At 54.9% G+C, this 22,854-nt stretch carries 19 protein-coding genes; 11 read left to right on the forward strand and 8 right to left on the reverse strand.

Features of this window, described 5'->3' with window-relative positions; genetic code table 11:
* Positions 1 to 81: 81 nt before the first annotated feature.
* Positions 82 to 1,347 carry a hypothetical protein gene (locus IIA05_03445; GenBank protein ID MCH9026156.1) on the reverse strand — a complete coding sequence of 422 codons (1,266 nt, stop codon included), beginning with the start codon at positions 1,345 to 1,347 and terminating at the stop codon, positions 82 to 84.
* A gap of 235 nt (positions 1,348 to 1,582) precedes the next feature.
* Between IIA05_03445 and kdsB the strand changes: the two genes are divergently transcribed.
* The 7 genes from kdsB to IIA05_03480 all read left to right on the forward strand — a co-directional run bounded on the left by kdsB (position 1,583) and on the right by IIA05_03480 (position 7,271).
* Positions 1,583 to 2,332 (forward strand): 3-deoxy-manno-octulosonate cytidylyltransferase, encoded by a 750-nt coding sequence (gene kdsB, locus IIA05_03450; protein ID MCH9026157.1) that lies wholly within the window; start codon positions 1,583 to 1,585, stop codon positions 2,330 to 2,332.
* A gap of 38 nt (positions 2,333 to 2,370) precedes the next feature.
* Positions 2,371 to 3,162 (forward strand): 2,4-dihydroxyhept-2-ene-1,7-dioic acid aldolase, encoded by a 792-nt coding sequence (locus IIA05_03455; protein MCH9026158.1) that lies wholly within the window; start codon positions 2,371 to 2,373, stop codon positions 3,160 to 3,162.
* Positions 3,155 to 4,102 carry a phosphoglycerate dehydrogenase gene (locus tag IIA05_03460; GenBank protein MCH9026159.1) on the forward strand — a complete coding sequence of 316 codons (948 nt, stop codon included), beginning with the start codon at positions 3,155 to 3,157 and terminating at the stop codon, positions 4,100 to 4,102. The genes IIA05_03455 and IIA05_03460 overlap by 8 nt, the downstream gene beginning before the upstream one ends.
* Positions 4,099 to 5,022 (forward strand): NAD(P)-dependent oxidoreductase, encoded by a 924-nt coding sequence (locus IIA05_03465; GenBank protein MCH9026160.1) that lies wholly within the window; start codon positions 4,099 to 4,101, stop codon positions 5,020 to 5,022. Before IIA05_03460 ends, IIA05_03465 begins: the two co-directional genes overlap by 4 nt.
* A gap of 30 nt (positions 5,023 to 5,052) precedes the next feature.
* Positions 5,053 to 5,709 carry an HAD family hydrolase gene (locus IIA05_03470; protein ID MCH9026161.1) on the forward strand — a complete coding sequence of 219 codons (657 nt, stop codon included), beginning with the start codon at positions 5,053 to 5,055 and terminating at the stop codon, positions 5,707 to 5,709.
* A 121-nt stretch (positions 5,710 to 5,830) separates the two neighbouring features.
* Positions 5,831 to 6,079, forward strand: coding sequence for an acyl carrier protein (locus IIA05_03475; protein ID MCH9026162.1), 249 nt, complete (start codon positions 5,831 to 5,833; stop codon positions 6,077 to 6,079).
* Between the two features lie 16 nt (positions 6,080 to 6,095).
* The gene (locus IIA05_03480) at positions 6,096 to 7,271 is read left to right on the forward strand and encodes an aminotransferase class I/II-fold pyridoxal phosphate-dependent enzyme (GenBank protein ID MCH9026163.1); all 1,176 of its coding nucleotides are present in this window, start codon (positions 6,096 to 6,098) and stop codon (positions 7,269 to 7,271) included.
* An 18-nt stretch (positions 7,272 to 7,289) separates the two neighbouring features.
* Here IIA05_03480 and IIA05_03485 read toward each other — a convergent pair whose 3' ends face one another.
* From IIA05_03485 to IIA05_03510, 6 genes are all read right to left on the reverse strand, one after another.
* On the reverse strand, positions 7,290 to 8,105 hold the full coding sequence (locus IIA05_03485; protein MCH9026164.1) for a nucleotidyltransferase family protein: 816 nt from the start codon (positions 8,103 to 8,105) through the stop codon (positions 7,290 to 7,292).
* Positions 8,106 to 8,115: 10 nt separating this feature from the next.
* Positions 8,116 to 9,258, reverse strand: a complete 1,143-nt coding sequence (locus IIA05_03490) for an N-acetyltransferase (GenBank protein MCH9026165.1) — start codon at positions 9,256 to 9,258, stop codon at positions 8,116 to 8,118.
* 58 nt (positions 9,259 to 9,316) lie between these two features.
* Positions 9,317 to 9,907: a sterol desaturase family protein gene (locus tag IIA05_03495; protein MCH9026166.1), complete on the reverse strand. Its 591-nt coding sequence runs from the start codon at positions 9,905 to 9,907 to the stop codon at positions 9,317 to 9,319.
* A gap of 147 nt (positions 9,908 to 10,054) precedes the next feature.
* Complete coding sequence (locus tag IIA05_03500; protein MCH9026167.1) at positions 10,055 to 11,014, reverse strand: SDR family NAD(P)-dependent oxidoreductase; 960 nt, start codon at positions 11,012 to 11,014, stop codon at positions 10,055 to 10,057.
* Positions 11,015 to 11,041: 27 nt separating this feature from the next.
* On the reverse strand, positions 11,042 to 12,817 hold the full coding sequence (locus IIA05_03505; protein MCH9026168.1) for a fatty acyl-AMP ligase: 1,776 nt from the start codon (positions 12,815 to 12,817) through the stop codon (positions 11,042 to 11,044).
* A 581-nt stretch (positions 12,818 to 13,398) separates the two neighbouring features.
* A complete protein-coding gene (locus IIA05_03510) occupies positions 13,399 to 15,606 on the reverse strand; it encodes a tetratricopeptide repeat protein (protein ID MCH9026169.1) in 2,208 nt (735 codons plus the stop codon).
* Positions 15,607 to 15,788: 182 nt separating this feature from the next.
* On the opposite strand from IIA05_03510, the gene IIA05_03515 reads away from it, so the two are divergent.
* The 4 genes from IIA05_03515 to IIA05_03530 all read left to right on the forward strand — a co-directional run bounded on the left by IIA05_03515 (position 15,789) and on the right by IIA05_03530 (position 20,705).
* Entirely contained in the window at positions 15,789 to 16,910 is a 1,122-nt protein-coding gene (locus IIA05_03515; protein MCH9026170.1) for a glutathione S-transferase family protein, read from the forward strand.
* A 136-nt stretch (positions 16,911 to 17,046) separates the two neighbouring features.
* Positions 17,047 to 18,792, forward strand: a complete 1,746-nt coding sequence (locus tag IIA05_03520) for an aminotransferase class V-fold PLP-dependent enzyme (protein MCH9026171.1) — start codon at positions 17,047 to 17,049, stop codon at positions 18,790 to 18,792.
* A gap of 55 nt (positions 18,793 to 18,847) precedes the next feature.
* Complete coding sequence (locus IIA05_03525; protein ID MCH9026172.1) at positions 18,848 to 19,384, forward strand: 1-acyl-sn-glycerol-3-phosphate acyltransferase; 537 nt, start codon at positions 18,848 to 18,850, stop codon at positions 19,382 to 19,384.
* A gap of 40 nt (positions 19,385 to 19,424) precedes the next feature.
* On the forward strand, positions 19,425 to 20,705 hold the full coding sequence (locus tag IIA05_03530) for an MFS transporter (GenBank protein ID MCH9026173.1): 1,281 nt from the start codon (positions 19,425 to 19,427) through the stop codon (positions 20,703 to 20,705).
* Between the two features lie 506 nt (positions 20,706 to 21,211).
* Here IIA05_03530 and IIA05_03535 read toward each other — a convergent pair.
* Positions 21,212 to 22,843, reverse strand: coding sequence for a DUF3300 domain-containing protein (locus tag IIA05_03535; protein ID MCH9026174.1), 1,632 nt, complete (start codon positions 22,841 to 22,843; stop codon positions 21,212 to 21,214).
* Positions 22,844 to 22,854 lie beyond the last annotated feature (11 nt).

Here is a 22,854-nt window from a genome sequence, read left to right on the forward strand (position 1 = left end):
GTTAGAAAAGCCATTGTCGTCGAATAGCATGGAGTTCGAAGAGGAGCGGAAAACCGGTGATAGGCGGATTATATCTTGTTTTCAAGATGCAACCTGTGATTCCAGCAAATCGACATAACGCGGAAGTACGTCCGGGTCTGGAAAGTCAACGATTTCAGCAAGAAACTGCTTGCGATGCGTTTCTACATAAAAATTGTCACAGCCATTTTCCAGAAAATTCTGAACCTTAGTGTAAATATCATCCCGGCAATTCAAAACACATTCTGGAATATACGTGCCCACCGTGGAGATCCCGGCGTGCAGATAGTCGGCCGCCAACACCGGTTTGTTGAGTTTGACGGCCTCGAACGCCACTGACGTGGCGATATCGACCACTACATCCGCCCAACTGAGTAAATGGGCTGAATGCACCTTTGCCGCCACGAAGCGTACATTTTCCAGCTTTCTCAATGCCAGGTTGCGTGACAATGGCTGTTTCCAGCCGCCTCGCGTATGTGCCTTAACAATTAATTGCACGTTTGGAAATGCTGCCAATAACTGAATAACCCGGCCCACCTCATCCCAAAAGATAGAGAAAACGCGTTTTCTCAGAAAAAGAACAATCTTGAGTTTGCCGGGGTCATCCTCTAGCGGTGAATCCGGCAGCAGTGTGTTGAGTTTCTCCAGCCACTCATCGCAATAACGTGGTGAGCCTAGGACAGCAATAGACGAACCGTCTGCGAACGGGCGAAAACGAGTCGCACACAATTCGTTCGGCACGACGATTCGATCGAACATGCTCGCCGCGGCGAATTTGGTGTGGGGCGCCAGTTTGAGTTCTTCTACCCGGACCAGATGATTCGCGTGCGGGCTATCGCCGTGTGGCAGGGAAACGGTCTTCAGCCCCATGCCCTTGGCAGTGGCAACCACATTTTTCACAAATTCGATTGGGAAAACGGAATTGCTGCTGATCCAGTCGAATGTCACCACGCCAGGCTCGTTCCTGGCAAAACTCCGTTCCAGGATAAGCCGGGATATTTTCCGCCAGAATTTCGTTCGTTTTTCGGTATCGAGCATCCGGTCGAGCATCCGGGCGACTACCGCCGGTAGCGCTGCACGCAAGTTTCTGTCGAGCAGCAGTTTTTGCAGGCGCAGGCGAGCAAATTGACGCCGGCTCAGAATTTCATCGACCCGGGCGACGCGAACTCCGTCCAGGGTAGCCAGATACACGATCCTGAAGTCCTCGCGGAAATGCGCGTTCCCCATAAGGACCACATCGCAGCTATGGCCTCGCTCGATCCATTTATGCACGACCGGTGTAATGTGATCAATGTCGTTGTAGTGGCGAAGAAAAAAGAGTGCTTTCATGGGGATGCCGGAAGATGGAAAAAGCCGCGTGCAAACGAGTTATTTTACATGAACGAGTGTTGCCTGCCTATCGCGGGTCAGTTCTGGCAACGGGTGTAATCTTGCCCGCCCACACCAGGGAAAGCCGGGTTCGCAGCCGTTGCCGGCCGCGGGCCAGTTCCCAGAAAATTGATAGTACAATGGCGATTCGAGCAACGCCTTTCCGCTTCGCGTCGCCCCAGGAAAACCATTGACCATGAAGATTGTTGCAATCATTCCGGCCAGGATGGGTTCGAGCAGGTTCCCCGGAAAGCCGCTGACTCCGATTCTGGGCAAATCGATGATCGAACATATCTATCGTCGTGTTTCCCTGTGCGAGCAGTTGCACGCGACGGTTATTGCAACCTGTGATGAAGAAATTCGCCACGCAGCAGAGAATTTTGGCGCACCCGTAGTCATGACATCATCTACCCATGAGCGGGCCAGCGACCGGGTCGCGGAAGCAGCGCAAAAACTGGAAGCTGACCTGATCGTCATGGTGCAAGGCGATGAGCCCATGATATACCCGGATATGATCGATGCCGCGGTCGCGCCCTTCCTCAGTGACGGCAGCATCGGGTGCGTTAACCTGGCACGCAGGCTGGACAGTCAGGATGACTACGAAAACCCGAATACGATCAAAGTGGTAACAGATAAGCAAGGCAACGCGATGTATATGACGCGAGCTCCCATTCCGACGTTGACCAAGGAGGGGCTCGCCGATACGATTGCGCTGAAACAGGTGTGCGTTATCGTGTTCAGGCGTAGCGAGCTCGAGCTTTATACGCGTCTTGATCCAACGCCCCTGGAACAATACGAATCCATCGATATGCTGCGTTTGATGGAACATGGAAGACCCGTACATATGGTGCCCACCGAACGAGACACGATCGCTGTCGATTGTCCGGAAGATGTGCCGCGTGTGGAAGAAATGCTGAGTCACGATGCCTTGGCAAAAACCTATTGAGCTGGTTACTGTTTGAACAAATGCAAGAAGGGATCAGGATGCGAGTTGAAGCCCAAAGGAAGTCCGCGTCGCTAAAGCAGCGGCTGGCGAAAAATGAACTGACGATCGGATCCTGGATTACCCTGGGTCACCCTTCCATCGCAGAGATCATGGCGGGGGCCGGTTTTGACTGGCTGGTGGTGGATGCGGAACACAGTGTCATTGAGCTGTCTGAGATACAAATTTTGATACAGGCGATGGATGCGTACGATTGTCCTGCGATTGTGCGCGTAAGCTCGAACGACGCCAACCAGATAAAGCGCGTCATGGATGCCGGCGCCACTGGAGTCATGGTGCCTATGGTGAACAGCGCCGCCGATGCTGAAGCCGCGGTTCGGCACACGTATTATCCACCCAGGGGAACTCGTGGCGTCGGTTTAGCGCGGGCGCAGGGATATGGTGCAACTTTCAAGTCTTACCTTGACTGGTTGTCGAGTAGCGCGGTCGTCATTGTGATGATTGAGCACCGCGATGCGATAGACAATATTGATGAGATTCTCGCCGTTTCCGGCGTGGACGCATTTATTATCGGACCATATGATCTCTCGGCGTCCATGGGGATGCCTGGAGAGATCACTCATCCGGATGTGCAGAAGGCAATAAAGCGTGCGCGTAAAGCGGGGCTTGCTCATGGCATACCTGGCGGGGTTCATGTGGTCGAGCCCGATTGCGACGAGCTCTACCGGCAGATCGATTCTGGTTTCCGCTTCCTTGGGTACGGGCTGGATATCCGGATGCTGGATTCGCTTTGCCGTCGGGACCTGGCGGATATTCGCAGTCGCTATGAGTGAAGTCGTAATTTCCACCTCATCGTTTGATGTTGATAACAATCCGGGTATAGATTCGTTACGGGCCGCCGGGCTGCGGATTGCCACCAATCCGTTCGGTCGCAAGCTGACAGAAGACGAAATAAGCAAACTGCTCACCGACTCCGTCGTTGGGCTTCTGGCCGGCGTCGAGCCCCTGACGGCGCAGGTGATCTCCAATGCAAAAAACTTGCGGGTGATCTCACGATGTGGCGTTGGGCTGGACAACGTCGATCTCTCTGCCGCCCGCGATCGCAATATATCCGTAATGTCGACGCCGGACGCCCCGGTGGATGCAGTCGTGGAAATGACGATGGGGTTGATGTTGGCCACATTGCGTCAGATTCCGGAGGCCGACCACCAGGTTCGCAATGATGGCTGGCCGCGGCTCAAAGGGCGATTACTCAAAGCCCAGACGGTTGGCATCCTGGGCCTGGGTCGAATCGGCAGCAAAGTCGCCGGTATTTGTTCCTCATTTGGAGCACGGGTAATAGCATACGATCCAGTCGTACAAAACACTTCAGCCGATGTGGAATGTGTAGATCTGCAAGCGCTGTTATCGCAGTCCGATATTGTGAGTTTGCATATTCCATATAATGAGGAAACTCATCACCTGATCGACAAAGAGAACCTGGCCGCAATGAAACGCGGCGCAGTCCTGATTAACACCGCGCGAGGCAGCCTGGTAGAAGAAGAAGAACTGGTAAAAGCGCTGCGCAGCGGCCATTTGTGGGGGGCTGGTCTGGATGTATTCGAGTCGGAACCGTACTCGGGAGAATTGCGCGATCTGCCGCGGGTAGTGCTGACTCCTCACCTGGCTTCCAGTGCTGTAGAATCACGCCGCGAGATGGAAATGGAGGCAGCCCGTAATTTGCACCTGGGGTTGTGCGATGCGGGCGTAATTGGCGATGGAGATCAGCCGTGACGGCTAAAAAAGTTGTGGTTTTTGGTGGCAGTGGTTTTTTGGGTAGCCATGTTGCGGATTGCCTGTCCGATACCGGGTACGAGGTCGTCGTATTCGATACTCAGCAATCCCAGTATCTTCGGGACGATCAGCAAATGGTGGTCGGCGACATCACCGATTTGGATCAGGCGCTGGAGGTCGCCAAGGGTGCACTGGCGTTGTATAACTTCGCTGCCGTGGCCGATATTGATAAGGCGCACGATCAACCGGTGAAAACCGTCGAGGTCAACGTGCTGGGGGCGGTCACTTTGTTAGAGGCTGCCAGGCTCGCCAAGGTTGAGCGTTTTATTTTTGCCAGCAGTGTCTACGTTTTTTCCGAGGCCGGTTCGTTTTACCGCGCAAGCAAACAAGCAGCAGAGCGCTTCGTGGAAACCTACCATTCACGCTACGACCTGGATTACACAGTCCTGAGGTATGGCTCGCTGTATGGACCCAGAGCGGACCCGAACAACGGCATGTTGCGGATGCTGCAGCAGGCCATTACGAAGAATTGCATCACCTATGGCGGAGATGGCGAGGCGGTTCGAGAATACATTCATGTCACCGATGCAGCTCGACTGAGTGTACAGATACTGGAGCAGAAATACGCGAACAGGCATTTGGTCCTGACCGGGACCGAAAGAATGCGGGTTCGCGATGTGATGCAAATGATTGCCGAGATTCTTCCCGGGAACGTGAAACTGAAATTTGAGAGAGGCAATCCGATCAGCCATTACACGATGACGCCTTACGCTTACCAACCGAACATCGGTCATAAGCTGGTGGGGACGGATTTCGTGGATTTGGGGCAGGGTCTTCTTGAGTGTATTTGCGACCTGCAAAAACATCAGGAATTTGACTCAAGCGATCAATCGCGTGCGAATTTGCCGGAAATTGGCTAGCAATCAAATCGGCCAACATACAACAGTCTTATGAATTTGCACGGTCTGGACGCGATTATTTTCGATTTTGACGGGGTTCTGGTCGAATCCGTTGACATCAAGACGCAAGCCTTCGCAGCCCTTTACGCGGATCATGGCGAGAAGGTCGTGGCGCAGGTCGAGGATTATCATTTGCGTCACGGCGGAGAGTCCCGGTTTGAAAAATTTCGTTACTTCCAGACTGAAATACTGGGTGGGCCTCCACTGCACGACCACGAAGTTTCGGATTTGGCAGCCTTATTTTCGAAACTCGTCATTGACCGGGTCGTTTCGGCGCCGATGGTGACAGGGGCGCAAGAATTCCTGGACTACTGTCAAAATCGCCTGGCGCTGTATATTGTATCGGGAACCCCAACGTCCGAGCTGGATGAAATTCTACAGCGACGTAAATTGCGGCAGTATTTCGAAGGGATTAGAGGATCTCCTGGGACCAAGGCAGAACACATCTCCGAGCTGCTGGTCGAGTATGAAATAGATGCCAGCCGCTGCGTGATGATTGGCGATGCAATTGCGGACCACAAAGGCGCCATGTCCAACAGGCTGAAGTTTTTGGGACGGGTCGCTGAAAATGACAAAAACCCTTTTCCGGATGATGTAATAGCATTTGCAGACTTTTCCTGTCTGCCGGAAAGGTGGTGCAAGGCGTGAACAAACGGTCTCTCTCCACGGGCGAAGTCGTCCGATAGCCGGATTGCCAATAACATTGGGAAATGCGTATAGTTCAGTCGAAACCCGGAGTTGGTCATCGCGTAAGCGGATCTTGATGTAAATGAGTATTGGTTACGACAAAGTACTTGCCGCGGCTGTTTCGATAGTCAGCCGATTGGTCAAGTCGGATACCGAGCTGAGTGCGGATACCGATTTGCAAGAGGATGTCGGCATGACGTCGCTGCAAGTGATGGACCTTGTTCTGGAAATTGAAGAGGAATTCGATATTTCCTTTCCGCTCAATCGCCTGCCGGACATTCGGACTATAAAAGACCTAGCTCAGGAAATCTTCGCAGTACTCGATCAATAATATTATAAGAGCCAGCATGAGTTTGTTCGAAAAATTCAGCCAATACCAGGAGATGCGTGACTTTTTCGAGAAACGAGGCACGATGCCTTTTGGCGCGGTAACTGAACGCAGTTTGTCTTCCACCGAAGCCATTGTGAATGGACATCGAGTCATCCTTGCAGGCACTAACAATTATTTGGGACTGAACTTCGATCCGGAGGCAATAGCCGCGGCACAACGTGCAATCGAGGAAAGTGGTACAGGGACTACGGGTTCGCGCATGGCCAACGGAACCTTTGCCGGCCATGTAATGCTCGAACAGGAGTTGGCGAAATTCTTCAACACGAAGGCAGCGGTCCTTTTCTCGACAGGATATTCGGCGACCATGGGGATGAGCGCAACCCTGGCTGGGCCGGGGGAGGTGATTCTTCTCGATGCCGATTCTCACGCGAGTATTTATGACGGAGTTCGACTCAGTGGTGCGGAGATAATTCGTTTCCGCCATAACGACACCGCCGATCTGGAGAAGCGATTGCGCCGGCTTGGGCAACGCGCTGAGAAAACACTCATAATCGTTGAGGGCATCTACAGCATGCTTGGCGATATAGCGCCGTTAGCGGAGATCGCCGCAATCAAGCGAAAGTACGGCGCCTACCTGATGGTCGATGAAGCGCATTCCCTGGGTGTCATGGGTGATGACGGCAGGGGGGCCGCCGCTGCTGCAGGGGTCGAAGACGATACGGATTTTATAGTCGGCACGTTCAGCAAGAGCCTTGCCAGCATCGGCGGTTATTGCGTGAGCAATCATCCAGAGCTAGAGCTTGTGCGATTTGCGACACGCTCCTATATATTCACGGCCTCGGCATCGCCATCCGTGGTTGCATCTGCGCGGGTGGCACTGAAGCTCATGCAACAACGCCCGGAATTGCGAGAGCAGCTCTGGAAAAACGCACACCAGCTACACAAGCAACTGGCAGAACTGGGACTACAGGTTGATTCTCATGTCAGCCCTGTAATCGCCGTGAAGTCCGAAAGCACGGAGACCGCGATTCGCTGGTGGGAAGAACTTTTCGAAAAAGGAGTCTTCGTAAACCTGGTGATACCACCCGCGTCTCCATCGACTTACAGCCTGTTACGTTGTAGCGTAAGCGCCGCCCACAGCGCTGAGCAAATTCAGCAAATTGCCGACGCATTTTCTACACTTGAAGAATAGATTGGTGAAATATGCGGGCTAAGGCGAGATATCCTGTCGCTTCAGAAACTGTTCCTGGACGGTGCGATAGTCCGCTATTGAATCGACATCGACGGCCGCATCCGCGTAAGGCAGCACAACCGCACGCACACGCAGTTCCAGTTTTCGCGACAAAGCGTCCAGCGCATCCTCGAGCGTCAACGCACCGAAGAAATATTTGAGCACGTTTATCCACCCCAGGGCGCCAATCACCCGAAACGGGTTTTTACGCCGAGACTCGGTGCGCCGCCAGAAGTTTGCTGCTTCCCTGCCGGCGGGCGTCAAAAATGCGAACAAATTACAACCACATAATTCGCCATCGGAAAAACGCAACACTGTTTTTTCCAGCCCAGGAAATTCTTTCTGTACGAGAGAAAACCGTGCGAAACCAATAACAAGATCCGCATCCTGTTCGGCGCCCCGCGTACAAAATTCATCGACGATCTCCACCGATAGCAGCGGGTGGTCAGCCGTTGTCAATAAAACCTGTTGCTCTGGCGGCAGCATGCGCAAAGCTTCATAGGCACTGGTACTCGGGCTCGATTGCGGTGGCAGCCAGGATATATCGCCAGATTGAATTAAATTGTTGATCTCGCGCTGATCTTTGAGTTTGTCCTTGCTCGGGCCGGATAGAAGAATTGTTTTTATGCCTGGCGATGTTGAAAGCGTTGCAAGCACGCGCAACAGCATGGGTTTGCCATCGATCTCGACGAATGCCTTGCAGCTGGCCCCGGCATGTTGTGCGAGCGCATCTTCGCCATCTCGCTGACCCGCCAAAACAATGGCGGTCATATTCAGTTTTGGTTTATCGATCACCATGACGTAACTACAAGGTTTTTTCGTAGATGCGATAACGCTTGTACGGGTCGCCGCCCATCGCTTCCAGAATTCCTTTCATTCCCTCGTTGTCGTCCAGGATCCAGGACATTTCAACGTTTTTAATGCCTCGCCGGACAAGTGCCTTGCGTGCCGCATCGATAACCATAAATGCCAGTGTCGGTCCCAGCCGGGATTTTTGGTATTCTTTCCGGACGCCCATGAGTATGCAGCGGGCCGAATCCGGATATTTGATTTTCAGGCGCCACAACAGCTTCAACCACCCGAAGGGCAACAATCGCCCATTCAGGTCTTTGATGACCTGATTTATATCCGGGAACACGACGATCATCGCGACGGGCCGGCCATCGATTTCTGCAATCTGGATAAAATCATCGTCTACCAGGAGCGTAAGCAGCTCACCCATATCGGAAAATTCCGCTTCAGTAAACGGTGTGAACCCCCAGTTTTCAGACCAGGAATCGTTAAAAATATCACGAAGAATATCGAGGTCCTCCTGCAATTTTTTGCGTCTGAGTTCACGTATTTTAATTTTCCTGCCAAACCCCCGTAGCAGCCTCTGCATTATGCCAGGGGCATCGAAATCCGGGTCAAGCTCATAGGCAAGCAGGTCTTTTGCCTTGCAATAGCCAGCGCCCTCTATCTGGCCGCCATAATATTTGGGAGCGTGCCCCATCATGATAAAGGGAGGCCTTTGAAAGCCATCAATCAATAAACCGCATTCCTCGTTGATGGACAGGTTGAATGGGCCGCGGATTATTTTCATGCCCTGGTCCCGCAACCAGTTTTCTGCCGTCTCGAGCAACAACCGGAAAATCGCGGGGTCGTCCTCTGCTTCTATTAATCCAAAAAAACCTGCGTCTTCACGTTGGGTGTCTCTATACAAATCGTCTATTTGCGCACTTATTCGTCCAACAATCATGGAGCCGAGACGCACAACCCACGCTTGCCACCGGGCGTGCTCAAAGAAAGGATTTTTTTCCGAAAATCTGTGCATCTGCTCGATCCAAAGCGGTGCGACCCAGTTTGGATCACCCGCATAAATCCTCTGCGGGAATGTTATGAATTGCTTGAGTTGTTTTCGTCCGGATACGCGTTGGACGACCAAACCGGAACCAGATGGTTTTTCCATCGATTGGTTTTCCTGTGGGTGGAAACCAGGTGCATTTTAATGCACCGGCATGAGACGGTCAGTTCAAAGTGCCGAATACCCAGTCCCATAATGGCGAGCTAACACCGAATTTTTCTTTGTTTTCGGAATAATGATGTTTCAGATGACGGATTTTCAATGCATGCAACCATGGATGTCGCATTGAAAAATGATGTGTCGCGTAGTGCGTATAGTCATAAATCAAATAGCCAACTATAAAAAACGCACAAAAAGGTTCTACCCATGGCGCGGGTATCAGCAGCGAAAACAAAACCCACAGCATCGCCATCACGATAACCGCGCCAGCCGGCGGCATGACCAGCCGGCTCTTGTCGGTCGGCACGTCATGATGGACGCCGTGAAACAGGTACACCACCCACTTGCCGGCAGCGCTCTTTGCGTGGAAGTGGAAGACGAATCGGTGTAACAGATACTCCGTCAGGGTCCAGACCAATAGACCGGGCAGAATCATTGCCGCGACTTGAATGGCAGACAATTCGTGTACGGAAAAAGACCGCCACAACAAAAACCCGATCACCGGCGACCAGAACAAAAGAGGGATGATCGGGTGAACGTGGGTAAGTGACTCCATAAAGTCACTCTTGAAAAGTCTTACAGATTTCTTTTCCATGGGTAGTTTCTGCATCTCAGTTCGCAATAATAGCATAGCGGGCGATCAAAAATTAGACAGGGGTTCCGGATTCTGCCGGCAGGCCTGAATCGCGAAAGACGCAAGCGCCCGTACCGTATAACACCCTGAATCCTGGCATCCCACGGATCACTCCGGGCCGATATCTCCCTGACGATGGCCGGGCCAGTCGGGAGTCGCCCGCAACCCTTCAGGCAATTGTACATTTGGGCGCCAGTTGACGGCACGCTGGAATGAAGTGCCTTCACATACCCAGTCGTGATGACGCAGCTCGCGCAGTTTTTCCGGGGTCAGCATCGGAGCAGCGCCGAAAAGAGTGCCGATGCGGCTGTTTGCCCACGCCGGCACATCAAGCAGCCACGATGGCGCCCGGACGACGCGGACTCTCCGCTTGCACAGTTCGCCCACGACCTTGCCGACATCATGCCAGTCATAGCCTTTGGCGTGGCCGTCATCAATGGCAAATATCTCCTCCGCAACGAGGTCAGCGCCCAGCCATGCAATGACGGCGGAGCTCAGATCGTCTATATACAACATCGAAAATCGAGCGCCAGGCAACCCGGGGGTCAGCGCCAGCCCACGTGCCATCAGCCGAAACACCGGCAACAGTTCCCGGTCCCCGGGGCCATAGACGGCTGGTGGTCGCAAAACAGTCCAGGCGATGCCACTGCCTTCTTTTTTCAGTACCTGCTCCGCGCGATGCTTGCTGGCGGCGTAAAAAGACAATTGCGGCTCGCGCGCTGCAAGCGACGAGATAAAAAGCAGCCTTGGACTGGTCGTGCCGGCCTTGATGGCGTGCAGCAAGTTCCTGGTCCCCGCTACGTTAACCCGATCGAATTGAGCTTGAGTCGCACCCCGGACGGCGCCGGCACAATGTATGACGGCATCGGCGCCACTGACTAGACGCTGCAAGCTATCCGGGTCGGCCAGGTCGCCGTGTATGATTTCGGCATCACTGAAGGTGCGCGCAGAGGCCTTGCGAGGATTGCGAACCAGCACGCGAACGGAATAATTGCTGGCAATCAGCCGGCCGTAAATCGCATGACCTATAAACCCGGTCGCGCCTGTGACGGCGATTACCTTTTTCAACTTGGGGTCCACAAACGAGCGCTTTGCTTAAGCGATTGATTTCCGCAGTTCGTTCTCATCCGCTATTTCAACCAGGCGGTCAATATCATGTGCCGCCATGAAATTCAGACGAGCTTTGGATCGCGATAGTTTGCCGGACGATGTGCGCGGCAGTTTCCGTGTCGAAACCAGGGTGATATAACAGTCGATACCAAGCTCGCTGCGAATAATACTGGTCAGGCGAGCAATCAGTTCAGATCGTTTGCCTGGATCGGCTTGCCGGCACTGAATCTTGAGTACGCAGATCTCGCCGCCGTTCGGATTGGGCACCGAAAACGCGAGCGAGCCGCCAACCCGCACTTCGGGCTGTTGTTCGGCCAGATACTCAATATCCTGGGGCCAGATATTCTTGCCATTGATGATAATCAGATCTTTTTCTCGCCCGGTGATAACGAGATTCGAATCTACCTGGTAACCCAGGTCGCCGGTATCGAGCCAGCCATCTTCGGACAATACAGCCTTCGTGGCGTCGGGATCGTTGAAATAGCCGGACATCACGCTGGGCCCGCGCAGAAAAATCGTACCGCTGCGCCGGTCCGGGAGCTTGTTCCCTGCCTTGTCCCGGATTTCGATTTCGAAATCAGGAAGCGGGTAGCCGCAGGCTACAAATCTCTTGGCCCTGGACTGATCCGGGTGCGAAGAGTCGATGGGTAATGCTTCCTGATATTCAGAAAGGTGGTTGGCATCGATACAATCGGTCACCAGGCCGCGGGATAACGGCGCGAAGGTAATTGCCAGCGTGCACTCGGCCATTCCATAACAGGCCAGGAATGCTGAATCTTTAAAACCGGCCGGCTCCAGAGCGTTGGCGAATTCTTCCAGAGTTTCTGCGCGAATCATTTCGGCGCCAACTCCGGCCATTCTCCAGTTACTCAGATCGTACTTTTCCGCATCGTTGGCACGCAGGCGTCGCACGCACAAATCATAGCCAAAGGACGGGCCGAACGATATCGTTGCCTTGGTCAATGTCATCAGGTTGAGCCATTGCCTTGGGCGCACGGCAAAATCGCGCGTATCCAGATAATCGACCGACGTCTGCGCGGTAATGGGAACCAGCATCAGGCCGACCATGCCCATGTCGTGATAGAAAGGAAGCCACGAAAAGAACCGGTCCCCGGGTTGAATCTTGATCCCATGGTTGATGATGCCGGTCAGATTGCTCATCACGGTTTTTTGCCTGATCACGACGCCTCGCGGAAAGCGCGTGCTTCCGGACGTGAACTGCAGGTAAGCAATATCGTCTGCTTCAATGATCGGCAGCTTGGTTTCCCCATCGGGAAGTTTTTCGAAATCGCCTGGATCGCCGACAAACTTGATGTCGTATCCTTCGACTGCTTCCAGTAGAAAGGAGATATAACCACTGGATGCCATGGCGACCGATATCTTGCTGTTGCTTATCAGTCTGGCAAGTTGCTGGACGTAAGCGTCATGGCCACCCAGGGTGAGTGTTGCCGGAAATGCAACCGGCACCAACCCGGCATATTGACAGGCAAAGAAAAAAATCAGGAAGTCTGGATTGGTTTCGGCAACCAATCCCATCCGGTCTCCTTTTTGAAGACCGAGCCCCAGCAATTTTCGGGCTAGCTTGCGGGCCTCGATTCGCAATTCGCTATATGGCAAGCGGGCGTATTGTTCGCCTCGGCCGGTAAAGAAGTTGGTGCCAGTTTTTCCCAGGGCGGCGTAATCCAGCGCATCGACCAGGGTCGGAAAGTCTCCCGGTCGAAATGCTAAATCATGCTTGGTCGGCGTTATTTCAAACGTCAAAAGAGTCCTCTCCCTGCTTGCAAAATAACTTGGCTACAAATGCAAGCTATTTAGGGTGAGCTAAATTGGCCAACTATTTGTAAGTTCTAATTTTTCAAGGGCTTATCCGGCTGAGTATTATCCTTGCAGTCGTTAGAAATCTCAAGTCCAAGGGGGCAGGAAAACCCGTATTTGTCGACCCTGTCTCAGTTTTCCCGGTGTCTATAGGCTTGCGGCCAACAATCGATCCCCGGAGCACCTGCCGGGGGCACTGATAGCTTGCTGAGTCTGGCCCAATCATCCCAGAAATCAGTATTTCTGGCAATTCGAGAGGAATTCTCGCATCCAGCAGCCCAGTTCGCGGTAAATCAATCGAATAGACAGCAAATGTCAGGGAAATCGGTCGTTTCAGACCCATCTACCCAAGTTGCTCAATGGCAGGAAATCGCCAAGCATTGGCAGGCAATGCCATATTCTGCACGGGACTCTGGTCCTTTTTCCCGCCTTTCAGGCCATGAATTCTGGTTATTTCCGGAAACGGTCCGTGCCTGCTTGCCATAGCGGCAGATTCCTCAAGCTTTGCCGGGATCGGAAGCGCCCTATCAGTCACTTTCGGGAAACCGGAAATCGGCTTCACCCATGTGTGGCAGCGCTCGTATCGCCTTGAGTTGCGTAGCCATGTCGTTTTCGAGTTGCGCGATGATGTCCTGGAATTCCGGTTCTACTCTCAACGACGAGAGATTCTCATTGCTCATGTACCAGGACCATGACCATTTCCAGCCACCATCAATGGCTACACGCAATGCTTCCAGAGCGGCATCTTTTTCCGCATTCAACGCTAGCAATTCAACATCGACGATGTTGGTCAAATAGCCATGCACGCCAGGGATCTGCGTTTCGCTATACCAGGTAAGGCCAGCATCGATAAGCGAATCGGCACGGTCCGCTTCGCCGGCACGCTGCAGCAACAATGCCAGGTCTGCCGCCGCGTCGACGTTTTCGATCGTAATCTCCAGCCCATCCCGAAAAAGTTCCGGATGTCGAGCGCGATACCAGGCTAGCGGCTCGTCGAAGTTGCCGGTCCGCAACGCATCGTCGCGAACCAGCCTGATAAAAACCTGGTCGGAACCCCAGCGGTTATCCAAACCTGCTGCCAGAGCCTTGCGTGCAATCGCCAGCGCCTCGGCATATTCGCCACGCTGCGACACCACCATTGCAAAGCACTTTAGCGTTACGGGTTCCATCGGGCCAAGTTCCAGGGCGCGGTTAAGGTATAGGTCAGCCAAATCAGGATCACCGAGTTGGTTGGTATCCAAACCAATGTGGGCCCATAGTTCGAAATCCTCCGGGTCTACCGACAAGGTCTTGATGGCCCAGGGCCGCTGCAAGTCGTACCGTCCCATCCAGATATAGGATTGCAAGAGACTGGTATACCCGTAGATGCTGGATGGATCGATTTCGAGGATCCGATTGCCGTACGCGATATTCTGCTCGGGATGTCCGGCATACATTGCCGATTTTCCGAGATTGAAAAGAATTCCCACTGACAGCGGATCAATCCGGAGCGCTCTTTCCAGCACCGGTATCGCCTCGAGCGGCCGGCCGGTCACGCGTAGAAAGCGCCCGTATGCGAGCAGGCTGGTCGAATCATCCGGGAAAAGATCCAACGCCGATTCGAAAAATGCTTCCGCTGCTGTGAGATCTCCGGAGCGCCAATGCAAGACCGCCAATTGTGCCTGTGCTTCCGGCAGCCGATCATCGAGTTCCAACGCGCGCGATATTGCCGGCTCGGCAACGGCAATATATTCCTGTGCGTCAATCAAGCCGGTCAACAGCATTTGATTGCGGTTGTAGGCGATCGCCGCCCAGGCTTGCGCATACCCCGGATCGAGTTCCGTCGCCTCCTGGAAATAGCGCTCCGCCTGGCGGAGCGATTCGAAAGTATTTCGAAAATTCAGCTGCCAGCCAAGCAGATAACGGTTCAGTGCCTGCGTATTTTCAGTAGGGACGGCTTCGAGCAGAGCTTCGTCACTTTCCGAAAGTTGCACTTGCAACGCATCTGCGATCGTTTTTGCGATGTCGCTCTGGACCTCGAATACATTTTCGGCGGTGAGTTCGCGGTCATAGTTGGTTGCCCACAGATGGTTTTCCATCACCGCATCGATAAGCTGCACGTGTATCCTCAGGCGGTCGCCGGCGCGCTGTACCTGGCCTTCGAGCACGGTGGAGACGCCGAGCAAAGCGCCGATCTCGGGAATGCTGAGGCCGTCGTCGAGGTTTTCCACCGATGTTCGGGATATGACTTTGATCCCGCCGAGCCTCGATAGCAGCGTCAACAGCTCATCGTGCACGCCGGCCGCGAAAAACTCTGCGTTCTCTTCGGCGGCGCTAATGTTGGCAAACGGCAGGACCGCGATCGATTTGTCGGGGATGGAAGCAACGCCCGGAGGAGCGGTATCGTCCTCAAACCAGACCTTTGCGATCAGAAAAACGACGGCGACCGCCAGTACGGCAATGATAATAAAATCGATTTTGCGCCCGGTGGCATGGGTGATCGACTCGGTTGGCTCAACATCTTTGGTGCGCTTGACGCCCTCCGGCGTTACCTCGTAGGCCCACGCAAGAATCACCGCGATCGGGAAGCCCAGCAGCAGAAACGCCACCAGCATCGTGGTCGTCCACTCGGGCAGGCGCAGCGCCGGGAACATCACGTCGCCTATCTGCATCAGCAGCCAGCTGACGATCACGTAGATCGCAGCAACGCGAAACACGTTGCGGCGCTTCAGTTCCTGTATCAACGAACCGGACATGCAGGCTCCCATGGATCCACCTGAATCAAGGATAGCAAGAACGATGGGGCCACAGCGATATAAAAGCACCTACATATTTCACCAAGGCGTTAGCCGCTGGAATGTAATAGGCGGGCGGGTCCGGCTTTCAGGGAGCAGGCCCCTTGTTGGCGACGCGGGGGAATTGCTAAGGTAGTCGCACCATGTCCAACTCGCCAAAGGCCTCTGACCCTCCTGTTCGATTGATCGGCCACGAATTCTCGCTTTATTCGGGGAAGGCGCGCGCCTATCTTCGGCACAAGCAGATTCCATTCGTCGAGAGTGCTACGCCGGAGGATCGCAAGCTCATAGAACAGCATGTCGGGCGTCGCGTGATACCGGTGGTCGTGACGGCCGATGGTGAGTACGTGCAGGACACGACCGAGATTATCGACTACTTCGAGCGCCACTATCCCGAACGGTCGGTGTACCCGGAGGGTCCGTGGCAGCGGCTGGTTTCGCTGCTGTTCGAAGTTTACGGCGATGAGTGGCTAGTGTTGCCGGCGATGCACTATCGCTGGCATTTCAAACGGCAGAACCTGGCCTACGTCCTGAAAAATTTCGGGGACATTATCAAACCGGGCTGGCCGCGTTGGTTGCGACCGATCGGCGGGCTGCCGATGGCAATGCTGTTTGCCACCTTTTACAAGCCGGTTATGGGGCGGAGTCGCGGCAATATCGATGAAATAGAAAAAAGCTACGAGGCCTTTCTGGATGACTTCAACCGGCATCTTGAAGATCATCCGTTTCTGCTGGGCAGCAGGCCCAGTATTGGAGATTTCGGCCTGATCGGACCACTGTATGCTCATCTTTATCGAGACCCGTACCCGGGCCAGCTAATGAGGCGGCGTGCCCCGAATGTCGCGGTATGGGTTGAACGCATGCAACGGCCCACTGATTTCGATGGCAGTTTTCTTACCGATGATGAAGTGCCGGAAAGTTTGTATCCATTGCTCAGGCGCATGTTCGACGAGCAATTGCCGGTACTTGTGGATACTTTGCGGCAGGTTGGGCGGTGGGCGGCGGAAAATCCGGATGCTCAGCGAATTCCCCGGTTCATCGGCAAACACGAATTTGTTCTTGGCAAAGTGAAGGCCAGCCGACGGGTCATGCCGTTCGCGCAATGGATGTTTCAGCGGCCATTGGCCCATTACCAGTCCCTGCCTGCCGGGCAAAAGGCGCGTATCGACCCGATACTCGAGGAACTCGGTGGCCTGAGCGGATTGAATGAACCGGTCGTGATGGCTCTAAAATTCGAAAACTATCGCCTTGCGCTGGAACGGTAGGCTGCATGTCATCAGGGCGGCAACGGTGAATATCTGGCTGGCGCTTCCGCGCGCAGTGCCCAATAAGGCACAATAGTCTTTTGCAGTTACTGGCTGCATTCCCGGGTAAACCGAAATCACGCGAAGGCTATATACAATGAGTAGACAATCACTCGATCCGGCATATCTGCGGCAGCAGATTGTCGGTGTGGATTCGACTTTCGAGACGCCGTTCGGCGAGCGCCTGATGGTTTATTGCGATTACACGGCATCGGGCCGGTGCCTGCGCTTTGTGGAGTCGTACCTGCAAAGCCTGCAAAGGGTGTACGCAAACACCCACACCGAAGATGACATCACGGGGCGCAGCATGAGCCAGTTGCTGCATGAAGCGGAAGAGGCCATCAAGCAATCGGTAAACGCCGGGCCAAGCGGGCGAATTATCTGCTGTGGCACGGGGGCCACCGGCGCGATCGACAAATTGCAGCAGATTATCGGGGTCGCGCTGGCGCCCGCCACTCGCCAGAATATCTATCAACTGATGGACGACCCGGACTCCGGCTACGATGCCGATTCCTTCCGCAAACTCCTCGAGGCCAGGCAACCGGTCGTCTTTATCGGGCCATACGAACATCACTCGAACGAGATTTCCTGGCGCCAATCGCTGGCAACCACGATCGAAGTCCGCCTGGACGCAGTTGGTGATATCGATCTCAAGCATCTGGAAGAGCTGCTGCAAGACCCGGCCTACCAGGACCGGTTGCGCATAGGGTCATTTTCGGCGGCCTCGAATGTCACGGGTATCCGTACGGACGTACACAAGATTGCCAGCTTGCTGCACGCTTACGGCGCTATCGCCTGTTTCGACTTCGCAGCCTGCGCACCCTACGTCGAAATCGACATGAACCCCGCACCGGAAGGAGATGGCGATGACCCGTCTATCGATGCCTTGTTCATTTCGCCGCACAAGTTTCTCGGCGGGCCCGGCTCGAGTGGCGTGCTGGTATTCAACGAACGCATCTACCACCGCGAGTTGCCGCCGAGCGTCAGTGCCGGAGGAACGGTCGACTACGTCGGTCCGGAGGGCCAGGATTTTATCGGCAGGATCGAAGAGCGCGAAAAGGCCGGCACGCCGGGTGTGCTGCAGACGCTAAAAGCCGGGTTGGTATTCCAGGTCAAGGATCGCGTTGGCACCGATGTCATCGACAAGCGAGAGCACGAGCTGACCCAGCGTGCACTGAAGAGCTGGGGCGAAAATGACAACATTGAAATCCTCGGCAATCCGGATCCTGCAAGGCGGGTCGGCATTATCTCATTCAATATCAAAGACCGGGATGGCAACTACCTGCACCACAAGTTCGTTACGGCTTTGCTAAACGATCTTTTTGGCATTCAGTCTCGGGCGGGTTGCTCGTGCGCAGGGCCCTATGGCCACAGGCTGCTGGATATCGATACCGACACGTCGGAACGTTACCGGCATGCGGTGCGGGACGGATACTGCGGCATGAAGCCGGGCTGGTGTCGTGTCGGCCTGCACTGGGTCATGGATGACGCCGAGGCGAATTACGTTATCGAAGCGGTGCGTTTCGTTGCGGCAAGCGGGCACCGCTTCCTCGGACTGTATGACTTCGACCTGTGCAGCGGCACCTGGTCGCACAAACAGATTAAAGATGAGTTGCAGAGCTTCTCGCTCGATGCAGCGTTGAACGATACAGAAGGGGAGCCGGCGGTTCTTTCACTGGAATTACGCAAACAACTCTACGATCATTACCTGACCGAAGCAGAGCGTTGGCAGGCGAGGTTGGAAGGGGAGCCGTCAGTGGCCATGGAATTGCTGGAAGACGAACTCGGCGAGCTGCAATTTTTCTCGCTACCGAGTAACGCAACCTCACGCCACCAGCACTAACGCAAAATCCCGTCTTTCCGGTCTCGCCATCATGTTGCAAAAACTCGCCAGAAGTATGCTGAAAATTACCGGTTGGGAGATGGTCGGTGAAGCTCCGGCCGTCGACAAAGCCGTGCTGATCGTTGCCCCGCATACCTCAAACTGGGACGGCTTCTGGGTGCTGGCCTACAAGGTCGCGATGGGGATAGACGCCCGTTTTTTCGGCAAGCACACATTGTTCTGGTGGCCGCTTGGCAGCATCCTGAGACAGATGGGCGCTATCCCGGTCAATCGCGACGAAAGCCGTGACCTGGTGCGGAACGCGATTGAGATGTTCAAAACCCACGATCGTTTTTTGCTTGGGCTGGCGCCGGAAGGCACCCGCAAGTGGATGCCGTACTGGAGGACCGGTTTCTACCACATCGCAATCGAAGTTGGTGTGCCCATAGTGCTGGGGTTTATCGATTACCGGAAAAAGAGGGTGGGTATAGAGAAAATTTTTATCCCCAGCGGCATTCTTGAGCAGGATCTGGCATTGATACGGAAGTTTTATGCTTCCTTTACTCCCCGTCACCCCGAGAATATGGGGCCCATCGAGTTTCCACCGGCTTAGGCCGGCCCCATCAGATATTTTTCATGCTTCGAGTGACGAGATGAATTTGACGCGCGCAAAGCAGTCCCTGGCCGGTTCGTCCGGCAACCGTGGCTATGTGCTTTTCATGCTGGTGTTGGTTTATACATTCAATTTCATCGATCGCCAGATCATCGGCATCCTGGCGGTGCCGATCAAGGCCGACCTGATGCTGACCGATACCCAGCTTGGTCTGATGGGTGGTCTCGCATTCGCGCTGTTCTATACGGGTCTGGGTATACCGATTGCGATGCTCGCCGACCGGAGTAGTCGCACGTGGATTATCACTATCGCGCTGGTCCTGTGGAGCGCGATGACCGCGGCCTGTGGTCTGGCTCAGAATTTCTGGCAGATTTTCCTGGCGCGGCTCGGCGTTGGCGTGGGCGAGGCCGGGGGCGTCGCGCCATCGTACTCGTTGATCTCGGATTACTTTCCGCCGAATCAGCGCGCGCGCGCCCTGAGCATTTTTTCTTTTGGCATACCGATAGGCAGCATGCTGGGTATCGTGGCTGGCGGCCTTATTGCAAGCACCATGGACTGGCGTGTGGCTTTTTTTGTGGTCGGCGCCGCCGGTGTTCTCCTTGCGCCGATTTTTCGGCTGACGGTCAGGGAACCGGTGCGCGGGCGATTTGACCGGGACAGGCAGGTTCAATCGCCAGCCAGCTTTCGCGAAATTCTGAGTACGCTTGCCGGTAAGAAAAGCTTTTGGCTGATGTCTGTTGGTTCTGCTTTTTCGTCAATGATGGGCTATGCGCTGTTTTTCTGGTTGCCATCGTTTTTTGTCCGCAGCTACGGCATCACGCTTCTGGAAGCGTCGCTTTTCTATGGGGCGATCATCCTGGTCGGCGGGCTGGCCGGTATCTGGATGGGGGGTTGGGCTGCCGATCGTTTCGGGCAACGCAACCGTGCGGTCTACGCGTATGTCCCAGCCATCGCTTTCGTCGCCACAGTGCCTTTGTATGTAGCGGGTGTGCTATCGACGTCACTGGCCCTGACATTTTTATTGATGCTGATACCGACTGCCCTGGGCCTGGTCTGGTTGGGGCCGGTAATCGCCGCCATACAACACATGGTCAAAGCCCATATGCGGGCCACCGCTTCCGCCGTGTTCCTGTTTATCAACAACCTGATCGGCATTGGCGCAGGCACTGTCGTGATAGGAATGCTGTCGGATGGGCTGCAAGGACGGTATGGCAACGATGCACTCAAATACTCGATCCTGGCAGGTACCAGCCTCTACCTGGTGGCCGCCGGATTGTTGTGGCTGGCTGCGCGCTGGTTGCCTGGCGACTGGGAAGATTAAACACCGATGTTCACCATTGGCGCGTAGTTGCCATCCGCAAGGTCGCAAAGTTCCCGAGGTATTCGGTATAAGTTCTTATAACGTCGCTGCCTAGCGGCCGCGCGTTGAGTGTGCCTGCATAGCCATTGCACAGGTTCTTGTCGACCCCCCGTACCGATTTTGACATGGCCACACTCGAAAACGCCGCTAAATAGCTTACAGGTGTGCTGGCAGCGTTCTTGTTTCTACGTAAAACATGATTTATATGAGTTTGTGGAAAAATCGTGTATGAAGCTGTTAACTGGCTCTCATGTCTGGGCTGTCGGCGTGGCTACAGCGGCAGGAGCGTAGTTTTCAAGGGCGCGAGGGGCAGATGCGCGTTGGCCAGGCAGGGCGGTCGGTATTGTTGTTGGCAGATTGCGGCTGAAATCTGCTCAGGCCACCAACAAAAAAAGGCCCCGCTGCCCCGGGGCCTTGTTCTTTTCTTGACTGTACAGAGAGCCGTTAACGGGCCAGGCGTTCTTCCTTTACCGGCGCCTGCCGCGGCCATCGCCGTGCCTTTTCCCGCTGTCACCTTTGGCTTCGCTTCTGCCACCGTCGGATCTGTGCGGAGGTGAAGGTTTACTGGCAGCGGGCGCGGGCCGGCTTTCCGGCGCCCGGCTTTGGGGCGGCCGGGTGGCCGGTCTGGCTTGCCTTGGCGGTGGTGAGGGCCTGGCCTCGCGGCTGCTCGAATGTGCGCCGGCATCGGCACGTCTGCCGTGCGGCCGATTGCTCACCACAGGCTGCGGCCGGCTGGTCCGCACTGTATGGCTGCGGTCGGGCCGGTTGACAGACCGGCCTTGATTTGCAGGTCTTGTCGGCCTGCTGTAAGTGCGTCGCGGTTCTGCGGCTCGGACCACCCGGTTGCCGCGCGATTTGTTCTGAACGACCGGCTCGTTTCTCAGGTCACGCCGAACCTGGTCCCGGTTCGGGTTGCTGCGCCTGATTTTGCCGGACGACCGTTTGTTTGGCGGAACAAAAGCGGTTTCGGGTGTCGCATTATGTTTCCAGGCGCCATCACGCCGAGCAGGTCTGGTGGCGTCTCGGGTCGTCCGAACGGCGGGTCTGACCCTCGTTCTGAAGTCTGCACCTTTGGAACGAGCATTGACGCCTTTGATAATTTTTCCGCGGAAACCCGGGCGCGGCCTGAACGTGCCTGGCTGCCCAAGTCTCGAACCATCGGATGTCCTGACAAAATCATTGCCACCGCGGTCAAAGCCGCCCGGACGCCGGTGATTGGGTCTGGCGCCATGGCCGTGGTTTGGCCGCCAGCGATCGCCATGATGCCGCGGGTTTCCGGCAAACCGGTGTCCACCGTAATGACGCGACGGCCGATGGTAATAATGGCTGTAGCGATAATAGGTGTGCCCATAGTACGGGTGACTGTAGTAATTCCAGTGGTGCACATTCAGGTGATGCGAATGCCAGCTAATGGTAAAGGCAGTGGTGATCCCCCAGAAGAACCCGGAGCTAAAGTGGTGGCCCACCGGGTACGGGTAGTAATAGACCGGATAAGGCCTGGGATAATAGTGATACACGGGGTAGGGCTGATAAACGACGACCCGCTCCGGTTCGTAATAGGGAACGTAAATCACTTCCGGGTCAACCGGCGTGATTTCGATGGCGCCGTCTTCGATGCTGACGACCTGGTGTTCATCTGTTTGCAGATTGCCAGCGAGTATTGCGCGGTCACGAAAAGTCTCGACTGCCTCGATGACTTCCGCTTCCTGGTTGATTACGGCCTCACCAAGTTGCCAGGTCCATTCCAGGTCGCTGTTTAGCAGATCGATGACCTCGGGATAGTTGAGCAGGGCGACGACCGATTCGTCCCAGTTCTTATCGGGTTGCAGCGAGGCATCATTTTCCAACGCATCCAGAAAGCGGGCAGCCTGCACTATTTGCAATGGATACGCGGCGGCCGGCAAAACGATCGCCAGCAGGTCATCCGGGTAAAGGGCGACCGGCGCCACCAGGTCTTCGAGTTCCTCGGTGGTGAACGGCTCGACTTGCCCGAGGTTTGCCCCGGCCAGGGCTTCATCACCGGTATTGCCGACCACGACATGGTTGTTTTCGCCATTGCCCGGCGACTGGGCGGCCACGGGCGTAACTGCCAGAGTCATTGAACATAATG

It is taken from the genome of Pseudomonadota bacterium (genome assembly GCA_022572885.1).
In the GTDB taxonomy this organism is placed as follows: domain Bacteria; phylum Pseudomonadota; class Gammaproteobacteria; order Steroidobacterales; family MnTg04; genus MnTg04.